We start from the raw sequence: 16,333 nt of genomic DNA, 5'->3' as shown, positions 1-16,333 counted from the left end.
TCAGTCGTCCTCCGGGGCGTCCAGGGCGGCGAGCGAACGGCGCAGGATGTCGATGACGAGATCCGCACCCGCCCTCATCGGGTTGATGCGTACGGTCCAGTCGGCGAGTTCGGGTGAGTCGTCGAGAGCCGAGCTGGACATCCGGTAGAAGAGCGGGGCGATCTCGTAGCGCGAGTTGGAGCCGACGGGGTAGGGCGCGGCTCCGAAGCGGGCGGCGACGGAGGGCAGCTTCGCGGCGACCGGCCGGTCGAGGCGCACGAGCAGGCAGCGGTCCTGGGCGTTGGCGAGACGTACCTCGGCGACGCCCTGGACCTCACCGGCTGTCAGCCGTTCCGCGACCTCGGCGCCCACCCGCGACTGCACGGCCCACATGACGGGAACGTGGGTGAGGGCGCGCAGGGCGTCGAGTGCCTGGTGGCCCTGGACCTGCCCGCCGCCGGAGTAGTTGTCGCGGCGGACGTGCGCGACCAGGTCGCGGGCGCCGACCACGAGGCCGACACCCTCGGGCCCGTGCAGCTTGAAGAGGGAGAAGCAGGAGGCGTCGGCTCCCAGCTCCACACCGGCGGCGGGGGTGCGCATGACGGCGTAGTTGTCGTCGACGATCGTGCGGACCCCGGCTGCTCGGCAGGCGGCGATCACCTCGGCCGGATCGTAGGAGTCGGCGAGCCGTTGGCGCGTGTGCTGGATGTAGGCCCACCGGAACCCTCCGGACGCGAGGGCCTCGCCCAGCGCCTGGGCGTCGTTGAGGTCCACCTCGACGGTCCGCACACCGATGCCCCTCAGCGTGACCGCCGTCGTGCGGTAGACCGGGGCGCGGTGGATCAGCAGCGGATCGCCCGCACGGACGGCCGCGTTGAGCGCGGCCCGGATCGCGCCGGTGCCGGCGCCCTGGACGAAGGCCGCGTCCTGGGCACCGAAGAAGTCCGCGAGTACGGCTTCGACGAGGGCGGTGGTCCTGGGCCGGCCGAGGCCCGGGACGACTCCGGCGTCGGAGGAGAAGAGCTGGTGCCCCTCGAAGTGTGCCGCGGTCGCCTCCAGCAGTCGGAACTGCGTGGCGACGGCGGCGTCCAGTCCGACGGTCGGCAGTGGAGAGGTGGGGGGAAGTACGGGAAGTTCGGGGCTCATGTCAGTTCTCCTCCACGCTCGCGCCGGTCAGGAAGCGCAGTGGGTTGCGGCGGGTCAGCAGGTCGATCAGATCGTCGTCGGCGCCCGCTGCCCGGAGCTCGGGCAGGAAGCCTCGGAAGAGGTGCCCGTAACCCTGGCCGCCTTCGTCCCGGAGGTAGCCGTGGCGCGAGATGTCGCAGCTGAGCAGTGCCCGGTCGGCGTGCCCGGCCTCCACCAGAGCGAGAAGCAGCCGCAGCCGGGTCCGGTCGCTCTGGTAGGACGACTTGCCCACCGTGTCGAACGCGACGTACGCCCCGCTGGCCGCGAGCTCCCGGTGGACACCCGGGTCGTCGAGCAGATCCTGGTGGCCGATGCTGACGCGGTGGGCGGGCAGCCCCTCGCCGGTGAGCAGTTCCAGCTGGGCGAGCCCGCCCCTGCCCAGCTGCGCGTGGGTGGCGAGGGAGAGACCGGTGGCCCGCGCGGCCCGTGCGCCGGCCCGCAGCACCTTGGCCTCGGGAGCGGTCGGGACGTCCCCGTGGCTGCCGATCTCGCCGAGGACGCCGGGCCGGATCCCGGTCCCGCCGATCCCGTCCTCGATCTCGCCGACGAGGACCGCGGTGAGCTGTTCCACGTCGGCGTCGTCGATCTCCGGCGTGTGGAACGGCTCGTAGTACCAGCCGGTCGCCGCGACCACCGCCACCTGCGCGTCCCGCGCGATCGAGGCCAGGGCACGGACGTCGCGTCCCATGCCCCGGCAGGTCAGCTCGACGACCAGACCGAGCCCGAACTCCTCCCGCAACGCGCTCAGCTCGGCGGTCACCGCCGCCGCGTGGAGCCGCGGGTCGAGGACGGCCGCGCCGTCGCCCTGTTGGTCCAGGTCGAGGACGAGGTGCTCATGGGCGAGGGCGGGGCCACGCACGGAGGCGGTCGGGAGATCGCCGCTCACGGTACGCAGAGTGCGCCGGGCCGGTTGCTTCATCGTGGGGTTTCCTTCTTCGTGTACGGGCCCTGTCCGGTTCGAGGGCGGATCAGCCCTTGATCGGGGTGAACAGGTCGAGCCAGTACAGGAGGTTGAGCAGGATGCCGCCGACGATCACGGCAGCCGGTGCGGCGGCCATCTTGACGACGGGGCGGCCCATCGCCTCGTTCAGCAGGTACAGTCCGCCGACGACGAGGATGCCGAGCCCGCCGCCCATGGCGTTGGCGGCCATCAGCGAACCGAAGAGGATCGCGAGCTGGAGGGTGTCGCCGATGGCGCTGCGCAGGTGTTCGGAGGAGTCCCGGACGCTGGGCAGCTTGCCGAGGACCCTGCCGATCCAGGAGAGGGCCAGCACCTCGACGGCGAACACGAGCGCACCGACGACGGCCGCCAGGAACGGGTTCGGCATCAGGTAGCCGATCGGGTACACCAGCGTGAAGCCGGCGATGCCGTACGCGCCGGAGGCGAGCGCGGTGGTCGCGATCAGCGGGATGAAGCCGAAGACCCGGTAGAAGTCGACCTGGGCGGCCTCGGAGTACTGCCCCTTCGCGATCAGGAAGCTGGTCGCCTCACCGCCGCCGAATATGTGCATCTGGGCGAGCACACAGACTCCGGCCCCGAGCACCATGAACAGCGGCAGGTACCGGCGCAGCCGTGCCGCGCTGGCGCTGAACAGCGACGCCATCGGATCGTCCTCCAGGACGACCTCCTCGACGTTCGCGGCCCGGTCGGCCCGGCGCTGCCGGACGTCCTTGGAGACGGCCAGCCCGATGAGCATGAGCACACCGGCGGCCATGGCCAGCGCTCCGGCGAACATGTTCGGCCAGAGCTTCATGGTCATGACGACGAGGGCCAGTTCGAGGACCCCCGCGACACCGCCCCACCTGCGGCCGAACTGCTTGGTGATGGCGAGCACCGGGAACAGCGAGAAGAGGAACAGGATCGGCGTCGACATCTGCTGCATCGCGGTGAGGAAGTCGACCGGCAGGTCATGGGCGACGTTGTTCGCGCCGTTCAGACCGAAGACGACCACCGCGCCCCAGGCGCCGCCCAGGATCGGGGCCAGCCACTTCTTCGGCGCCAGAATCCCGAGGATGTCCGTGGGCAGGAAGACCAGCCACGGGTTCAGGACGCCGGTGGACAGCGCCATCGGGGCACCGAGTCCGAAGATGAACCCGGCGGAGAGACCGAAGGAGACCGCCGTGGTCGCGCTGCGGGTGGTACGCCCCTGGATGAAGTCCAGCATGAAGGGACGTACCCCGTCGTTGAAGACGGCCAGGGCCATGTGCGAGATGTAGGCCGTCAGCGCACAGAGGGCTATCACGGTGAGTTGCTGGGCCAGCGTGAAGTCGAGGCCGGCGCCGGCGGCGAGTGTGGTACTCACGAGTCACTCCTTGGTGCCCGGGATGATGGGAACAGGCTGGGATCAGCCGCGGGCGGCGATGGCGCGTGCCATGAGGGGCGCGATGACGTCGATCTGGTCCATCGAGAAACCGAAGACCTTCTTGCCGTCGGCGAGCAGTTCGGTGATCTTCTCCTCGGTCGGGACGCTCCGCCCGAAGGTATGGCAGGCGGCGCTGCCCATGAGGCCGACGAGCACACCCAGCGAGGCGCCGGCGCCCGTGTGGCAGGTGCCCAGGTAGTAGTCGGCCTGGCCGGCCCGCAGCTTCATCGCCGCGTCCATGTCGCTGGAGGCGACGACGTCCAGCGAGTCGATGCCGAGCTTGCCGATGGCCTCGGTGACCTCGGCCTTGCCCACTCCACCGGTGAGGATCTTCGTCATGGCTGTTCTTCTCTCTGTGTCGGTTCGTCGGTTCGTGTACGGGCCGGAGCGGTGTTCCCCGCCTGCCGCGACCGGTCAGGACAGGGGTGCGGCAGGGGGCTGCTGAGCCAGTACGGCCAGGTGCATGCCGAGGAAGTTGACCTCGGACTCGGGCAGCGAGGCCCCCAGTTCCCGTTCGGCACGGGCCGAGACGGCACGGGCGCGGGCCACGGCGTCGGGGTGTCCGGCCAGCTCGGCGGCGACCTGGTCGTCGGTGAGGAACTGCTCGATCGGTTCACCGTCCAGGATCCTGCCGAGGGCCATCATCAGATGACTGGTCAGCATCCCCGCCGTCGCCTCGGTGACCGTGCGGCCCTCGGCCTCCAGAGAGGTCAGCTCGGTGGTGACGAAATCCGCCACCTCGGGCCGGACCTGACCGCCTTCGCGAAAGAGCTGGATCCGCTGTGCGAGCTGGTCGTCCATGGTGATCCTCCTAAAATCAACAGTAACCAGGATTTTGTATTTTGAGGGCGAGCGACTCTCGGGAGTTGTGAGACCCCGGTCACTGAACCCGCTGGTCAGTACGCACCCGGGCCGCTCGGACCCGGTCGGTCAGTACGAGGGGACGCGCTCGCCGCGGAGCACCTCACTCTGCAGTCGGGTCACCAGGGAGAGATCCAGCGAGTCACGGACCGCGGCGAGCGCGTTGGCCCCCTCGGACCGGCCGATCACCGCGGCGCTGGAGTTGCGCAGGGCCAGCTCCCGGGTGACCTCGTCCCCGAGCGGAAGTACATCGACCCCGATCCCGAGCCGGTCCTGCGCCTCGTCCAGGTTCCAGACGGTCGCGTCGACCTCGTTGCGGGCGAACAGGTCGCCCAGCTGCATGTACGACGCCTCCCGCCACTCCACGTCCTCGCGGTCGGCGAAGACCCGCTCCACGAGCATCCGCAGATCCTCCGACGCGTGGTCGACGGCCACCCGCAGTCCTGGCGTGTCCAGGTCGACGCCGTGCCGGACCAGCATGCCGTGCGCGCCCACATATGTGGCAGGACCCAGGTCGGCCACCAGCTCCACCGGATGCTCGGCGATCAACTGGTCGGCGGCGAAGCGCGACAGGACGACCAGGTCGACCTTGCCCTCCAGCAGCGCGGCGGTCCGGGCTCCGGCGCCTCGCATGAACGTGATCGCGAACGGCGCACCCGCGTCCTCGAACGCGCTGCGCAGCCCGGTCGCCAGGCCCTCGTACCGCCGCGAGTAGGGGAGCGGCATCGCCGCGAGCAGGGTTCCCAGACCGGACAGCCGCCACAGGACGGCGCGGTCCGAGTGGACGAGGAACGTGCCGAGATGACCGCGTGCGGTCGTGGAGATCGCCCCGGACTCCTCCAGCAGGCGGAGAGCGGCCTGGACCGTTCCGTTTCCGCAACCCAGCTCCTCCGCGAAGTCACGTACACGGGGCAGGCGGGTGTCCGGCTCGTGGTGCAGGAGCAGGACGGCCAGCTGCCGCGCGGCGAGGCCGTTGCGTGTGAGGAAGCGGTCGTCGAAATCGTTCACGACAGGACAGTAACCAGGATTTTGTATACTGACAAGGGTCAAGACGGCCCCATCTCGCGCAAGGGGAAGCACAGGCGCACCCCTCCGCCCGAACACTTGCGACAGGGCGGTCGGCCGTTACGGGGTGATGTTCTTCGCCGGCCCCGCAGCGGCGTTCGGCCGACGTCGGTCGCGCGTTGCGTCCCGGGGGGCCTGACGTTCCTCTGCCCGGCCCCTGCCGGGCTCGACGGCTGTGGCGAGGCGATGGCACCCCTGCGGGGCGTGCTCGCCACGGCCCGGTCCGTAGGTGCCACCCTCACCCAGGTGCGGGCGTACGCGCCCGACCAGGGCCTTCGGCGGAACTCAACGGCCTGACGAACTGTCACCCCCTTCGGACGGTGGGCTCGTAGCGGTGGAGGAAGGGGGCGACGGGGTGTCGTCGTGGTCGTGTGGGGAGTCGGGCGAGCCGCCCATCATGCGCAGCATGTCTTTGCCGCCCGTGCGCAGGAACCGGGCGACCAGGGCTGCTGCCGGCAGGAGAAGGACGATGTTGAGCCAGGTGGTGTAGTCCCAGCTCACCCCGCTGTCCGGGACGGTGGCGTGGGCGCGGTCGGGCACGAGGCCGATACCGCCGAAGACGAACTCGACGACGTATCCGGCGAGGACCATGGCGGTGTAGAAGGTGCCGAGCAGGAAGAGGGCCATCCGCGTGCCGTAGTACTTCCGGTAGATGTTCAGAATGGGAAGGATCAGCAGGTCGGCGAAGAGGAACGCCACGACGCCACCGAAGCTGATTCCGCCCTTCCACAGCACCACGGCGAGCGGCACGTTTCCCACCGAGCACACGAACGAGGCGATCGCCACCACCGGGCCGATCAGCGGGCCCCACAGCTTGGACAGGAGCGGGTGGCCGTCGAAGAAGAAGGAGCGCCAGAAGGAGTCGGGCACCCAGGCGGCGATCGCGCCGGCGACCAACAGGCCGACGGCCAGGTCGCGCAGGATCGCCGCCCATTCCATGACGAAGACATGGGACACCGAGGTGAAGCCGGCACGGGAGAACAGGCGCCGGGCGAAGGAGCCCTCGCCCTGGACGGACATGTCCATCGCGGCGTGGCCCTCCATGGAGCCGGCCACCCCGCGTTCGGCCTGCTCGCGGGCTCCACGCAGCAGCCGGTCACGCAGGAAGAAGCGGAACAGCACCGCCAGGACGACGATCATGACGGTGCCGCCGGCGAACTCGGCGGCGGTGAACTGCCAGCCCATGAGCAGGGCGAGAATCACGCCGAGCTCGACGACGAGGTTGGTGGAGGCCATCTCGAAAGCCATCGCCGCGGTGAAGTTCGCGCCTTTGCGGAACAGCGAGCGGGCCAGCGCGACCGCGGCGTAGGAACAGGACGAGGAGGCGACACCCAGCCCGGCTGCGGTGACCAGGGTGCGGGGGCGGTCGTCGCCCAGCAGGGAGACGACGGTGGACTTGCGGACCACGGCCTGCACCACGGCGGAAAGGGTGAAGCCCAGAATCAGGGCCCAGGCGATCTCCCACGCCATGGAGCCGGTGATCGACAGGGCATGCCAGATGGCGTGCATACGCGTCCTCCTGTGGCCCCGGACGGCCCCGATGCGACGCCCGGATCGTGTACCCCAAGGGGTAACTTCGCCGGACGCCGCGGAGGCGCGCGCCTCGCCGTCGTCATCCGCTTGCCGCGACCCCCGGCCGACGCCCGGACGGGGCTCCGGCCCGCCCCACGCCGTCGTCCAGCCGCTCACGCAGGCACGCCAGCACGACGCCCACCGGGGCCAGCACCAAAGGCAGCAGCACGAGCGCCACCGCGACCGGAGTGATGATGACGAGCACACCCGTCACCCATACGTTGTCGTCGGTGGTGGCCAGCATCAGCAGTCCGGCCCAGTGCGCCACATACGTACCGAGCCACTTCAGCACGATGAAGACGATGGTGATCGCGGCCGAGCACAGCAGGAAGACGCCGGTGGTGCGCAGCCGGGCCGTCCGGGTCAGCGTCCATGAACGGCGGATCGCGGCCGTCGCCGAGGAGTCGTCCGCCACCCGTACGGCGGTGGCCAGTGACAGACGGGAGAGAAGGACGAGCCCGAACGCCCAGATCACGGCGGGCAGGATCCGGCCCACCAGGATGAACTGCAGGGTCGCGGGCTCGTGGTACGTGGGCCAGACGACCCCGGGCACCATCTCCCTGTCGACGGCGGCCAGGACGAGCAGGCCCGCAGCCCCCGGGACGAGCGCGGACCCCAGGGTGAGCACCTGGATGCGGAGGGCGGCACCGAAGTGCGGACGGGAGCGGCGCCACAGGGTGCGGAGCGTGAGCGTGGGGGAGGCCGTGTCCGTGCGTTCCCGCGCGTGCCGGACGGTCACGGCCTGGGCGGTGAGCAGCCAGGCGACCGACACGATCGCGACGAGGAACAGCAGTGCGTACACCCACATCGCGACCCGCACGAGGCCGTCCCACTGGTCGATGTACGCGGCGTAGGACTCCTCGTAGTCGATGGAGCTCTCGGCGGACCTTCTGGCCTGCAGGAAGAGGCCCCACGCGGCGGCGAACCCGCCTGCCACCGCTCCGCCCCCGACGAGCAGCGCCGTCGCGCCGACCAGGAAGGCGGAACCGAACACCGGGCGCCGGTCGCGGCCGGTGATGCGCAGTCCTTCGGCCACGGCGGAGGCGTCGGCGCGAGGATCGTGCGAGCTGGTCACGGAACTGTTGGTCATCGTGGGGCACACTCCCGCTCCCCGGCCGCGTGGGCGGCGGGCCGCACCCCGCGGTGGCCGTGCCCGCCGTACCGACCGCACGGACGACGGGTCCCGTGCGGCTGCTCGTTGCGGGCGACCGGTACCGCCACGCCTCCGTCGAGCGGGACGGCGACGGCCCGTGGCTCGGTCGCAGGGGCAGTGCCATCAGAGTGATCGTTCATGACGTTCTGGACGCCCACATCTCTCTGTTCGGTTCCGTTTCCTGACCGGACCGGGGATGTGAGCTGTCCGTTCGCGCGCGGCATCGACCGTCCGGAAGGGACTGCCCGGCTCTCGGTGACGGGGCGGAGGACGAAGACGAAGACCCCGAGGGCGTGCACTGCCGTCATCGCCCGCCCCTCCGCCCCGGCGGCCGTGGTCCGCTCGGAAGGCCGGTCGCGGAACGGGTGCCTCAGAGGGCGGCGGTGCCACGCGCCGAGCGGCGGTCCAAGACGGTCTCGACGATCCTCATGAGCCGCTCGCCCACCTGGTCGATGCTTCCGTTCTGGGCGCTTACCTGAGCCCCTTCGAGGACGAAGGTGATTTCCGCGGCTGCCTCGTCCGGCCCGGACAGCCCAGCTCGGACGCACAGGGCGGTGAGCCGGCGCGCCTGGTCGGCCTTGTGGTCCTCGATCAGCCGACGTGCTGGATGGGTGCGGTCGGGCAGTTCCGCGATGGAGTTGATGAACGGGCAGCCCCGGTGGGAGATTTCGGACAGTCCGTCGGCGATGAACCGGGCCAGCCCGAGAATCTGGGCCCTCGGGTCATCGGGATGTGCGGCCTCCAACCGGTCGAACGCGGCGGTGTAGTCGGCCGCGACGATCCGGAGCCATTGTTCGACCAGCGCGTCCTTGGTCGCGAAATGGCGGTACAGCGCCATCTTGGTGGTCTCCGCCCGGTCGGCGATCGCCTGGACACCCACCGCCTTGATTCCCTCGCGTGCGAAGAGTTCCTCGGCCGCGTCGAGGATGCGCTCCCGGGGCGGCAGCTTGGCCACTCTGCTCTGCCTGCTGACTCTGTCCATGGTCGGCGTACGGCCTTTCGTCGGTCCTGACCGGGCGTTGCGTCACCCTGTTCCCATGTTACGGTACCGACCAGTCTCAGGCGATACCCAGCGGTATCACATGCCACTGATCGGTATCGCGAGGCGGCCCATCACTCTTCTTCCGGGAGGACGGAAATGAAGCTCTCCGAGTACGTGGCCTATGACGCTGTCGGCCTGGCCGACCTGGTCGCTCGCGGCGAACTGACACCCGTCGAACTCGCCTCGACCGCCCAGACGGCGTCCGACGCGGTGAATCCGCACATCAACGCCGTCGTGGAGACGTGGCCCGCACAGGACACGCCGGCTCCGGGCAGCACACCACTGGCGGGAGTGCCTTTCCTGATCAAGGACCTTGCCGTCGCGATGGCCGGCAAGAGGGTGGAGCTGGGCAGCAGGCTCGCCGCGGGGAACGTCGCCGGGGCGGACTCGTTTCTCATGGCGCGCCTCCGTCGTGCCGGACTGGTGACGCTCGGACGCACGGCGACCCCGGAATTCGCGTACAGCACCACCACGGAAGGAGTCCTCTACGGCGCCACCCGTAACCCCTGGGACGCCACCCGCAGCCCTGGCGGCTCCAGCGGCGGCTCAGCGGCAGCCGTCGCCGCGGGCATCGTCCCGATCGCGCATGCCACCGACGCCGCCGGATCCATCCGCGTACCCGCCGCCGCCAACGGCTTGTTCGGCCTGAAGCCGACCCGTGGCCGGGTGTCCATGGGCCCCGACGCGGACGAGGTCTTCAACGGGCTGGCCGTCCACGGCGCCCTCAGCCGCTCGGTACGTGACAGCGCCACCCTGCTGGACCTGATACAGGGCCCCGAAACCGGCGACCCCTACTTCGCCCAGCAGCCGGAGCGGCCCTACGCGCGGGAATCCACCCGCTCGCCGGGGAGCCTGAGGATCGGCCTCCTCACACGGCCGTGGGGCGGTCGGGCCGTCGACACCACCGTCACCGACGCCACGCTGCGCTCCGCGCGACTCGCCGAGTCCCTGGGCCACAGAGTGGAGGAGGTCCAACTCGGCCTCGGCGTCGACTGGGAGGAGTTCATCCTGGCCAACGCCCGCATGTGGACCGCCAATCTGGTGACGTCGATCGACGACCTCGCCACGGCCTTCCGGCGTCCCGTCGACCTCACCACCCTCGAACCCGAGATTCTGGCCGGCTATGCCTACGGGCGGCGGGTCAGCGGGCCCGAGTTCGTTCGAGCGCTGGCGACGCGGAACAGCGTCGCGCGAGCGATCGGCCGGTACTTCGCCGATTACGACCTGCTGCTGACTCCGACTCTGCCCGAACTCCCCGTCCGCCTGGGGACGTACGCCGAAGGTTCCGAAGGCGCCGACGGACTCGGCTGGATCGAGCATGTCTTCCACCGCTCACCCTTCACCGTCGCTTTCAACGTCGCGGGCACCCCGGCCATGTCCGTCCCCTTGGAGACCGATCCCGCCACGGGACTCCCCATAGGCATCCAGTTCGCCGCCGGCTACGGGCGCGAGGACATCCTCTTCCGCCTCGCGGGACAGCTCGAACAGGCCGCTCCCTGGGCGCAGCGGAACCCTGTCGTGTGGGCGGGCGACCACGACAAGACCTGACCACGAACGACCACACCTGACCGCGACCGCGCCGACGCGACGGGACTGCGGACACCGGCACCGAGCCTCTACTCGGAGCCGAGGTGGGGAAAGATCATGTGAGAAGTGTGCCCGAAGTGAGGAAAGTATGACCGCTTCAGGCGCTTCTGTCCCATGGCTTTGTCAGAAGTGTCCTTGTTTCGTAACTGCGCTGTTCCTTGATCGTCGCGTCGGTCACGCTGGTAGTCGACCGAGCGACAACCGGGCGGAATGACCAACCGACCGCACCATCACGACCAGCAGAGGGATGCGCGCCATGCTCCGTAGGCACAACCGCAAGACCGTCCTCACCGCCGCCGCCCTGATGGCGACGACCCTGCTTCTCACGGCCTGCCAGGAGGGGGGCGCGGACAGCGGCAGCGAGTCGAAGGGGGCCTCGACGTCGGCTTCGGCCTCGGACTCGGATCCCGGGGGGAAGGCCGGAGACGGTGAGAAGGGCACCGACACCGCCGAGGGGCTGTCGGGCCAGGGGTCCGACAGTAGGACGGCCGGCAAGGGCGTCACCGGCAAACGGAGCGGAACGGTCTCCTACATGGCCCCCGGAAAGTACATGGTCACCGGCAAGGACAACGGCCGGCAGGCGTTCTTCGTCTCCGAGGACACCGAGATCCAGGGCGCGGGCAAGATCTGCGGTGACGCGAACGGCCAGGCCGCCACGCCCTGCACCGAGGAAGAGCTCGAAGCCGCGGCGAAGAAGGGCTTCGGTGCCTCGGTCGAGCTCAAGGACGGCGTCGCCGTCAGCATCGTGGAGGACCACGCGGACAGCGGCACCGGCGGCGACGCCTCCGGCCTCTTCTCCGGGAAGCTCGGATACATGGCCCCCGGCAAGTACACCCTGACGGGTGACGGTCCCGAGCGTGCGTTCTTCACCTCCACCGACACCACCGTCAACGGCGCCGGCTGGATCTGTGGCGAGCGCACCAAGATCACGGACTGCACCGAGGAAGAACTCGAAGCCGCGGCCAAGAAGGGCAGTGTCGCCGTCGTCGTCGAGATCAAGGACGGCGTCGCCGTCACCATCGACGAGGAGCACAACTGATGTGTCCACGGACTGAAAGGCCGGTGCGCTCAGCTCGGAGACCCGCTGGGCGTGCGGGACAGGCGGGCAGCGGTGGGAGATACCCCTAGCGTTGAGGCACCGTTACCGAGATGCGTCCCCGGCGGCGCCGTGGTGGATCCGGGCCGTGGTGGATCCGGACCGTGGTGGCGTCCGCGCCGACCAAGTGGGTCCGGGCCGTCGCGGGGAAGGCCGCCGCGGCAACACACCGGTCAGGCAAGGCCCCCATCGCCGACGCCAGTCCGTCGAGCGGCGCTCCTGGCCGCTCGACGATTTCCTTGCCGAGCGAGCTGTTCGCCGCGTCACGCGTACGAGCCGGTGGGCCGGTGCCACCCGTACGCGCACGAGCAGGTCCTTGGCACGGAACAGGGACGCGAGTGGACCGACGCCGCGGGGCGTGCCGCGACGCCGAACGCGTCGGAAGCCTGACCTCCGGCCGGGCCCCGCCCACACCTGTCAGGCGGCGCTTCCCGCCAAGGGCCGGGCGGTGTCGGGGGCGGGGTCGGTGTCCTCCGCGACCGCGACCTTCGCCGCTACTCCGATTCCGAGCTTCTGGAGGATCTTCTTCTCGATCTCGTTGGCGAGGTCGGGGTTGTCCTTGAGGAAGTTGCGGGCGTTCTCCTTGCCCTGGCCCAGCTGGTCGCCCTCGTACGTGTACCAGGCGCCGGCCTTGCGGACGAAGCCGTGCTCCACGCCCATGTCGATCAGCCCGCCCTCACGGCTGATCCCCTGGCCGTAGAGGATGTCGAACTCGGCCTGCTTGAACGGCGGCGCGACCTTGTTCTTGACGACCTTGACTCGGGTGCGGTTGCCGACCGCGTCGATCCCGTCCTTGAGCGTCTCGATACGCCGGATGTCCAGACGCACCGAGGCGTAGAACTTCAGCGCCCGGCCGCCGGTCGTGGTCTCCGGCGAACCGAACATCACACCGATCTTCTCGCGCAGCTGGTTGATGAAGATCGCTGTCGTCCTCGTCTGGCTGAGCGCGCTGGTGATCTTGCGGAGCGCCTGGCTCATCAGACGGGCCTGCAGACCCATGTGGGAGTCGCCCATCTCGCCCTCGATCTCCGCACGGGGCACCAGGGCCGCGACGGAGTCGATCACGATCAGGTCGATCGCGCCGGAGCGAATCAGGATGTCGACGATCTCCAGCGCCTGTTCACCGTTGTCCGGCTGGGACAGGATGAGGTTGTCGGTGTCGACACCGAGCTTCTTGGCGTATTCGGGGTCCAGGGCGTGCTCGGCGTCGACGAACGCCACCGACCCGCCGGCCTTCTGGGCGTTCGCCACGGCGTGCAGCGTCAGCGTCGTCTTGCCGGACGACTCCGGGCCGTACACCTCCACCACGCGGCCGCGCGGCAGACCGCCGACGCCGAGCGCGACGTCGAGCGCGGTCGATCCCGTGGGGATCACCTCGATCGGCTCGTTCGGCCGCTCACCGAGACGCATCACCGCACCCTTGCCGAACTTCCGCTCGATCTGTGCGAGCGCGGTGTCCAGTGCCTTCTCGTGGTCGGTTCCTGCCATGAGTTTCACCCGGTCCGATTGAGTGGCACGCCGCACGTCGGAGAACGTGAGCGTCTACTGCCGACAACGGACGTGTCGGAGGTCCTGAAAGCGAACATCCGATCGATTTTCGTGTCCCCTGAAAGGTACCAAACCGAGGGAAGCGGGACGGGTGGCGCACCGGACCGCTCCGGACACAGACCGCGCCCCCGCTTCTTCCGCTGGGTCACGGCGTCCTCGAATGTGGCCACTGCCTACGGCAGCGCCTTCCGCCGCGTCCAGGACGGGTTCCCCTCGCAAGCCGTCTCGCGGCTCGGAACGCGGACAGGCGTGTGGATCTTCGTTCCGTGTCGCTGAGTTGTCCCACGGAGGGAGAGTGGCGACGCCACTCGCGGCCACGTGTGGAGGTAACGAACGCGTGGACGGATGCAGGTGTGCCTCGCGCTCGGCAGGAGAGCTGCTCACGTGACGGCCATGAGGCAGTAAGCGCCGGAGGATTGGGTTGATCCGTATGAGTACGATCGTCTCTACACATACCCCCCATGTCGAGAGCTGAGGACCACATGTCCGGACACCTTCCCACTACGAGCGTCACGGCTGACTACGCCCAGCGGGTTTCTGACGACCTGTCCGCCAACCGGAGCGAGCAGGAGCGCGTACGTGCCGAACTGGCACGGTTGCAGGACGAGCTGGTCCGCCTGGAGGAAAGCGAGCAGGTCCTCACGAAGATGCAGGAGGTGCTGGGCGGCACGGCCAAGCGGGTGGCGAAGCAGAGCATGGGCCGCAAGACGGCTGCGGCTCCCGCGCCCCGACGCTCCGGCGGCAAGACAGCGGCAGGCAAGTCGGCTGCCGCCCCAGGGCGCAGGACGCCCAAGAAGGCGGCCTCTCCGAAGAAGGCGGCCTCTCCCAAGAAGCTGGGGGAGCCGACGTGGCTGGAGCTGACCACCTCCTACCTGGCGGGACAGAGCGAACCCAAGTCGGCGGCGGAAGTCGCAGCCTCGCTCACCGAGGCACACCCTGAGCGCGCGGTCCAGGTGACGGTGGTGCGCAACACTCTGGAGCAGGGGGTCGCGCAGGGTCTGCTGGAGCGTTCCAAGCAGGGGCGTTCGGTCTTCTACAGCCTGGCTTCCGCCGCCCCGGTCCCGTCCGCTTCCTGACGAGCCCGTGCACGGTCGGCGGTGAGACGCCGAAGGACCGGTGGGGCCTCGGCGCTCACGGCTGCCAAGCCAGGATCGGGTCTGCGGTCTGCTGCTGGACAGCAAGTCGACGACGGTGTCGTCCACGTGTTCGCGGCGGCCGACGCGACGGGCCGGTGCTCGCCAGTTCCCCCGGCGGGCGATGTCGTGCCTGGCCTGGACGCGGCGTGAGGAGTGGGCCTTGCCTCGGCGCTCGCGCGTCTTCTCCCGCCAGAGTGCGGGTCGTTCTTCTTCTTGAACTTGCGGTGCGGTGGCGTCACGACGGGTCCGGCGGTCCGGGCATCGGTCCGTCGGATCGCTGGAACGCTCGACAAGGCGCTTCCCGAGCTGTTCGCATTCTCGACTATGACCAGCGACGTGCTGCCGCTCGGCAGGGGCCTGTGCCCGGACCGAGAGGTCTGAACTCTTCACCCTGACGCCGGCTCCAGGCACCGACATCAGGGCCTAGGAAAGAGGGCGTGGTACTCCCGAAGTCGGCCCGGACCACCCGTCATCGGGTCTCGCCCCTACGCTCTTGATCATGACAAACGGATTCAGCGAACCATTCCTGCTCGAGGCGGAACGGCACTCCGTCTGGGGCGCTGCTCAGCTCGAGGCGCTGATGGAGTTCCTGCCCGAGGCGCCGTGGAGCGCGGACCTGCCGACGTGTTCGTACCGGCAGGGGGAGGTGCAGCTACGGGTCGGTGTCCTGGGCACGTACGACATGGAGGCGGGTTCCTGGCTGTGGGGCTGGGCGAATCCGGGGCTCGGCGGGAGTGAGGTCGTTGCCTTGTCCGCTGCGGTGGCACGGTACGGGCAGACGCACGGGATTCCTGAGCTCACCGCCGAGGAAATGGATCTGTCCGGGTTCGACGATCCTCGGCGGGCCGCCGAGATGCTGGCTTTCGCGGGGATGGGGGTAGCGAACACCCCTGGATACATCGGTCAGCCCGCCGGTCCCGGCACCCAGGTGTACTTCCTGCCCGACGACCCGAAGGTGCCGAGCGCCCAGCTCGATCCCGTCGCCCTGCCACGCGTGCTCATGACCGGGGCCTCGCTCATCGGGTATGCGCCGCGACAAGCCGTCATGGGGTACTTCGAGCGCCACGGGGTGCCGCAGCGTGTGGAAGGCGACCGGTTGATCGCCGATCTGCCGACCGGGAACGCCGCCGTTGTCTCCTTCGACCGGATAGGGCGGATCGGCGACATCCAGCTGACGGTCAGCGGCTGATCCGGGGGAGTGCCGTCGTCGCGATCACCGGCACCCCTGGCGGCGGGCGCCACCTGCGTCGTGCGCGTCATCCGGATCGAACGTGATGTCTGGCTGCGGGGGCTCGTCGAGCCGGCCGTGGCGCGGTGCTCGGCGTCATCGCCGTAGGGGATCACGGCGCCTCCGTGCAGGGGAACGAGTGGTGCTCATGTGCAACCACCCACCGTTCGGACTGCTTGCGCAGCCCCAGGGTCAGCCGCAGCCGCAGACCGGGACGGGCGGCCAACTCGTCGGGCGTCCCGCAGCGCAGCAGGGCGTACGCGAACGCGACCTCCCCGCCTGCGGTGACCTCCAGCTCCTCGACGTCGAAGTCCGCGCCTTGTGCCTGCCACTCGAAGAACGGCGGCCACAGCTCCCGGTAGGCGGCCAGGCCGCGCACGCCCCTGAACGGTGGCGGCACGTCGAAAACGACGATGTCCTCGGCGTGATCGGCCACCACGGTGCTCAGGTCACCGCGGTGCACCGCCCGCGCCCACTCCTCGACCAGCGTGCGGATCTGTTCGGTGTCGTCCGGCATG

At 69.6% G+C, this 16,333-nt stretch carries 15 protein-coding genes; 4 read left to right on the top strand and 11 right to left on the bottom strand.

Features of this window, described 5'->3' with window-relative positions; genetic code table 11:
* The 9 genes from SACTE_RS00550 to SACTE_RS00510 form a co-directional block, all read right to left on the bottom strand.
* On the bottom strand, positions 1-1,125 hold the full coding sequence (locus SACTE_RS00550) for an aminotransferase class V-fold PLP-dependent enzyme (protein ID WP_014044068.1): 1,125 nt from the start codon (positions 1,123-1,125) through the stop codon (positions 1-3).
* 1 nt (position 1,126) lies between these two features.
* Entirely contained in the window at positions 1,127-2,083 is a 957-nt protein-coding gene (locus SACTE_RS00545) for a phosphotriesterase (protein WP_014044067.1), read from the bottom strand.
* 49 nt (positions 2,084-2,132) lie between these two features.
* The gene (locus tag SACTE_RS00540) at positions 2,133-3,467 is read right to left on the bottom strand and encodes a YhfT family protein (RefSeq protein ID WP_014044066.1); all 1,335 of its coding nucleotides are present in this window, start codon (positions 3,465-3,467) and stop codon (positions 2,133-2,135) included.
* Positions 3,468-3,509: 42 nt separating this feature from the next.
* A complete protein-coding gene (locus tag SACTE_RS00535) occupies positions 3,510-3,866 on the bottom strand; it encodes a DUF2620 domain-containing protein (RefSeq protein WP_014044065.1) in 357 nt (118 codons plus the stop codon).
* Between the two features lie 75 nt (positions 3,867-3,941).
* Positions 3,942-4,328: a PRD domain-containing protein gene (locus SACTE_RS00530; RefSeq protein WP_014044064.1), complete on the bottom strand. Its 387-nt coding sequence runs from the start codon at positions 4,326-4,328 to the stop codon at positions 3,942-3,944.
* Between the two features lie 129 nt (positions 4,329-4,457).
* A complete protein-coding gene (yhfZ, locus tag SACTE_RS00525; protein ID WP_014044063.1) occupies positions 4,458-5,396 on the bottom strand; it encodes a GntR family transcriptional regulator YhfZ in 939 nt (312 codons plus the stop codon).
* 342 nt (positions 5,397-5,738) lie between these two features.
* The gene (locus SACTE_RS00520; protein ID WP_014044062.1) at positions 5,739-6,962 is read right to left on the bottom strand and encodes a permease; all 1,224 of its coding nucleotides are present in this window, start codon (positions 6,960-6,962) and stop codon (positions 5,739-5,741) included.
* Positions 6,963-7,065: 103 nt separating this feature from the next.
* Entirely contained in the window at positions 7,066-8,115 is a 1,050-nt protein-coding gene (locus tag SACTE_RS00515; protein ID WP_014044061.1) for a hypothetical protein, read from the bottom strand.
* A 433-nt stretch (positions 8,116-8,548) separates the two neighbouring features.
* Entirely contained in the window at positions 8,549-9,160 is a 612-nt protein-coding gene (locus SACTE_RS00510; protein WP_014044059.1) for a TetR/AcrR family transcriptional regulator, read from the bottom strand.
* A 156-nt stretch (positions 9,161-9,316) separates the two neighbouring features.
* Here SACTE_RS00510 and SACTE_RS00505 point away from each other — a divergent pair, with 156 nt between their 5' ends.
* Positions 9,317-10,768 (top strand): amidase, encoded by a 1,452-nt coding sequence (locus SACTE_RS00505; RefSeq protein ID WP_014044058.1) that lies wholly within the window; start codon positions 9,317-9,319, stop codon positions 10,766-10,768.
* 295 nt (positions 10,769-11,063) lie between these two features.
* Positions 11,064-11,846, top strand: a complete 783-nt coding sequence (locus tag SACTE_RS00500) for a hypothetical protein (RefSeq protein WP_014044057.1) — start codon at positions 11,064-11,066, stop codon at positions 11,844-11,846.
* 474 nt (positions 11,847-12,320) lie between these two features.
* Here SACTE_RS00500 and recA read toward each other — a convergent pair whose 3' ends face one another.
* The gene (recA, locus tag SACTE_RS00495; protein ID WP_014044056.1) at positions 12,321-13,391 is read right to left on the bottom strand and encodes a recombinase RecA; all 1,071 of its coding nucleotides are present in this window, start codon (positions 13,389-13,391) and stop codon (positions 12,321-12,323) included.
* A gap of 521 nt (positions 13,392-13,912) precedes the next feature.
* Here recA and SACTE_RS00490 point away from each other — a divergent pair.
* Together SACTE_RS00490 and SACTE_RS00480 are read left to right on the top strand one after the other, a co-directional pair.
* The gene (locus SACTE_RS00490) at positions 13,913-14,527 is read left to right on the top strand and encodes a hypothetical protein (protein ID WP_226995137.1); all 615 of its coding nucleotides are present in this window, start codon (positions 13,913-13,915) and stop codon (positions 14,525-14,527) included.
* Between the two features lie 559 nt (positions 14,528-15,086).
* Entirely contained in the window at positions 15,087-15,776 is a 690-nt protein-coding gene (locus SACTE_RS00480) for a DUF6882 domain-containing protein (RefSeq protein ID WP_014044054.1), read from the top strand.
* A 151-nt stretch (positions 15,777-15,927) separates the two neighbouring features.
* Here SACTE_RS00480 and SACTE_RS00475 read toward each other — a convergent pair whose 3' ends face one another.
* Positions 15,928-16,332 carry a nuclear transport factor 2 family protein gene (locus tag SACTE_RS00475; protein WP_014044053.1) on the bottom strand — a complete coding sequence of 135 codons (405 nt, stop codon included), beginning with the start codon at positions 16,330-16,332 and terminating at the stop codon, positions 15,928-15,930.
* Between the last annotated feature and the right edge of the window lies 1 nt (position 16,333).

Origin of the sequence: Streptomyces sp. SirexAA-E (genome assembly GCF_000177195.2) — a bacterium.
Classification (GTDB): domain Bacteria; phylum Actinomycetota; class Actinomycetes; order Streptomycetales; family Streptomycetaceae; genus Streptomyces; species Streptomyces flavovirens.
Note: the sequence above shows the minus strand (reverse complement) of the source record. Positions and strands in the feature narration are given on the sequence as shown.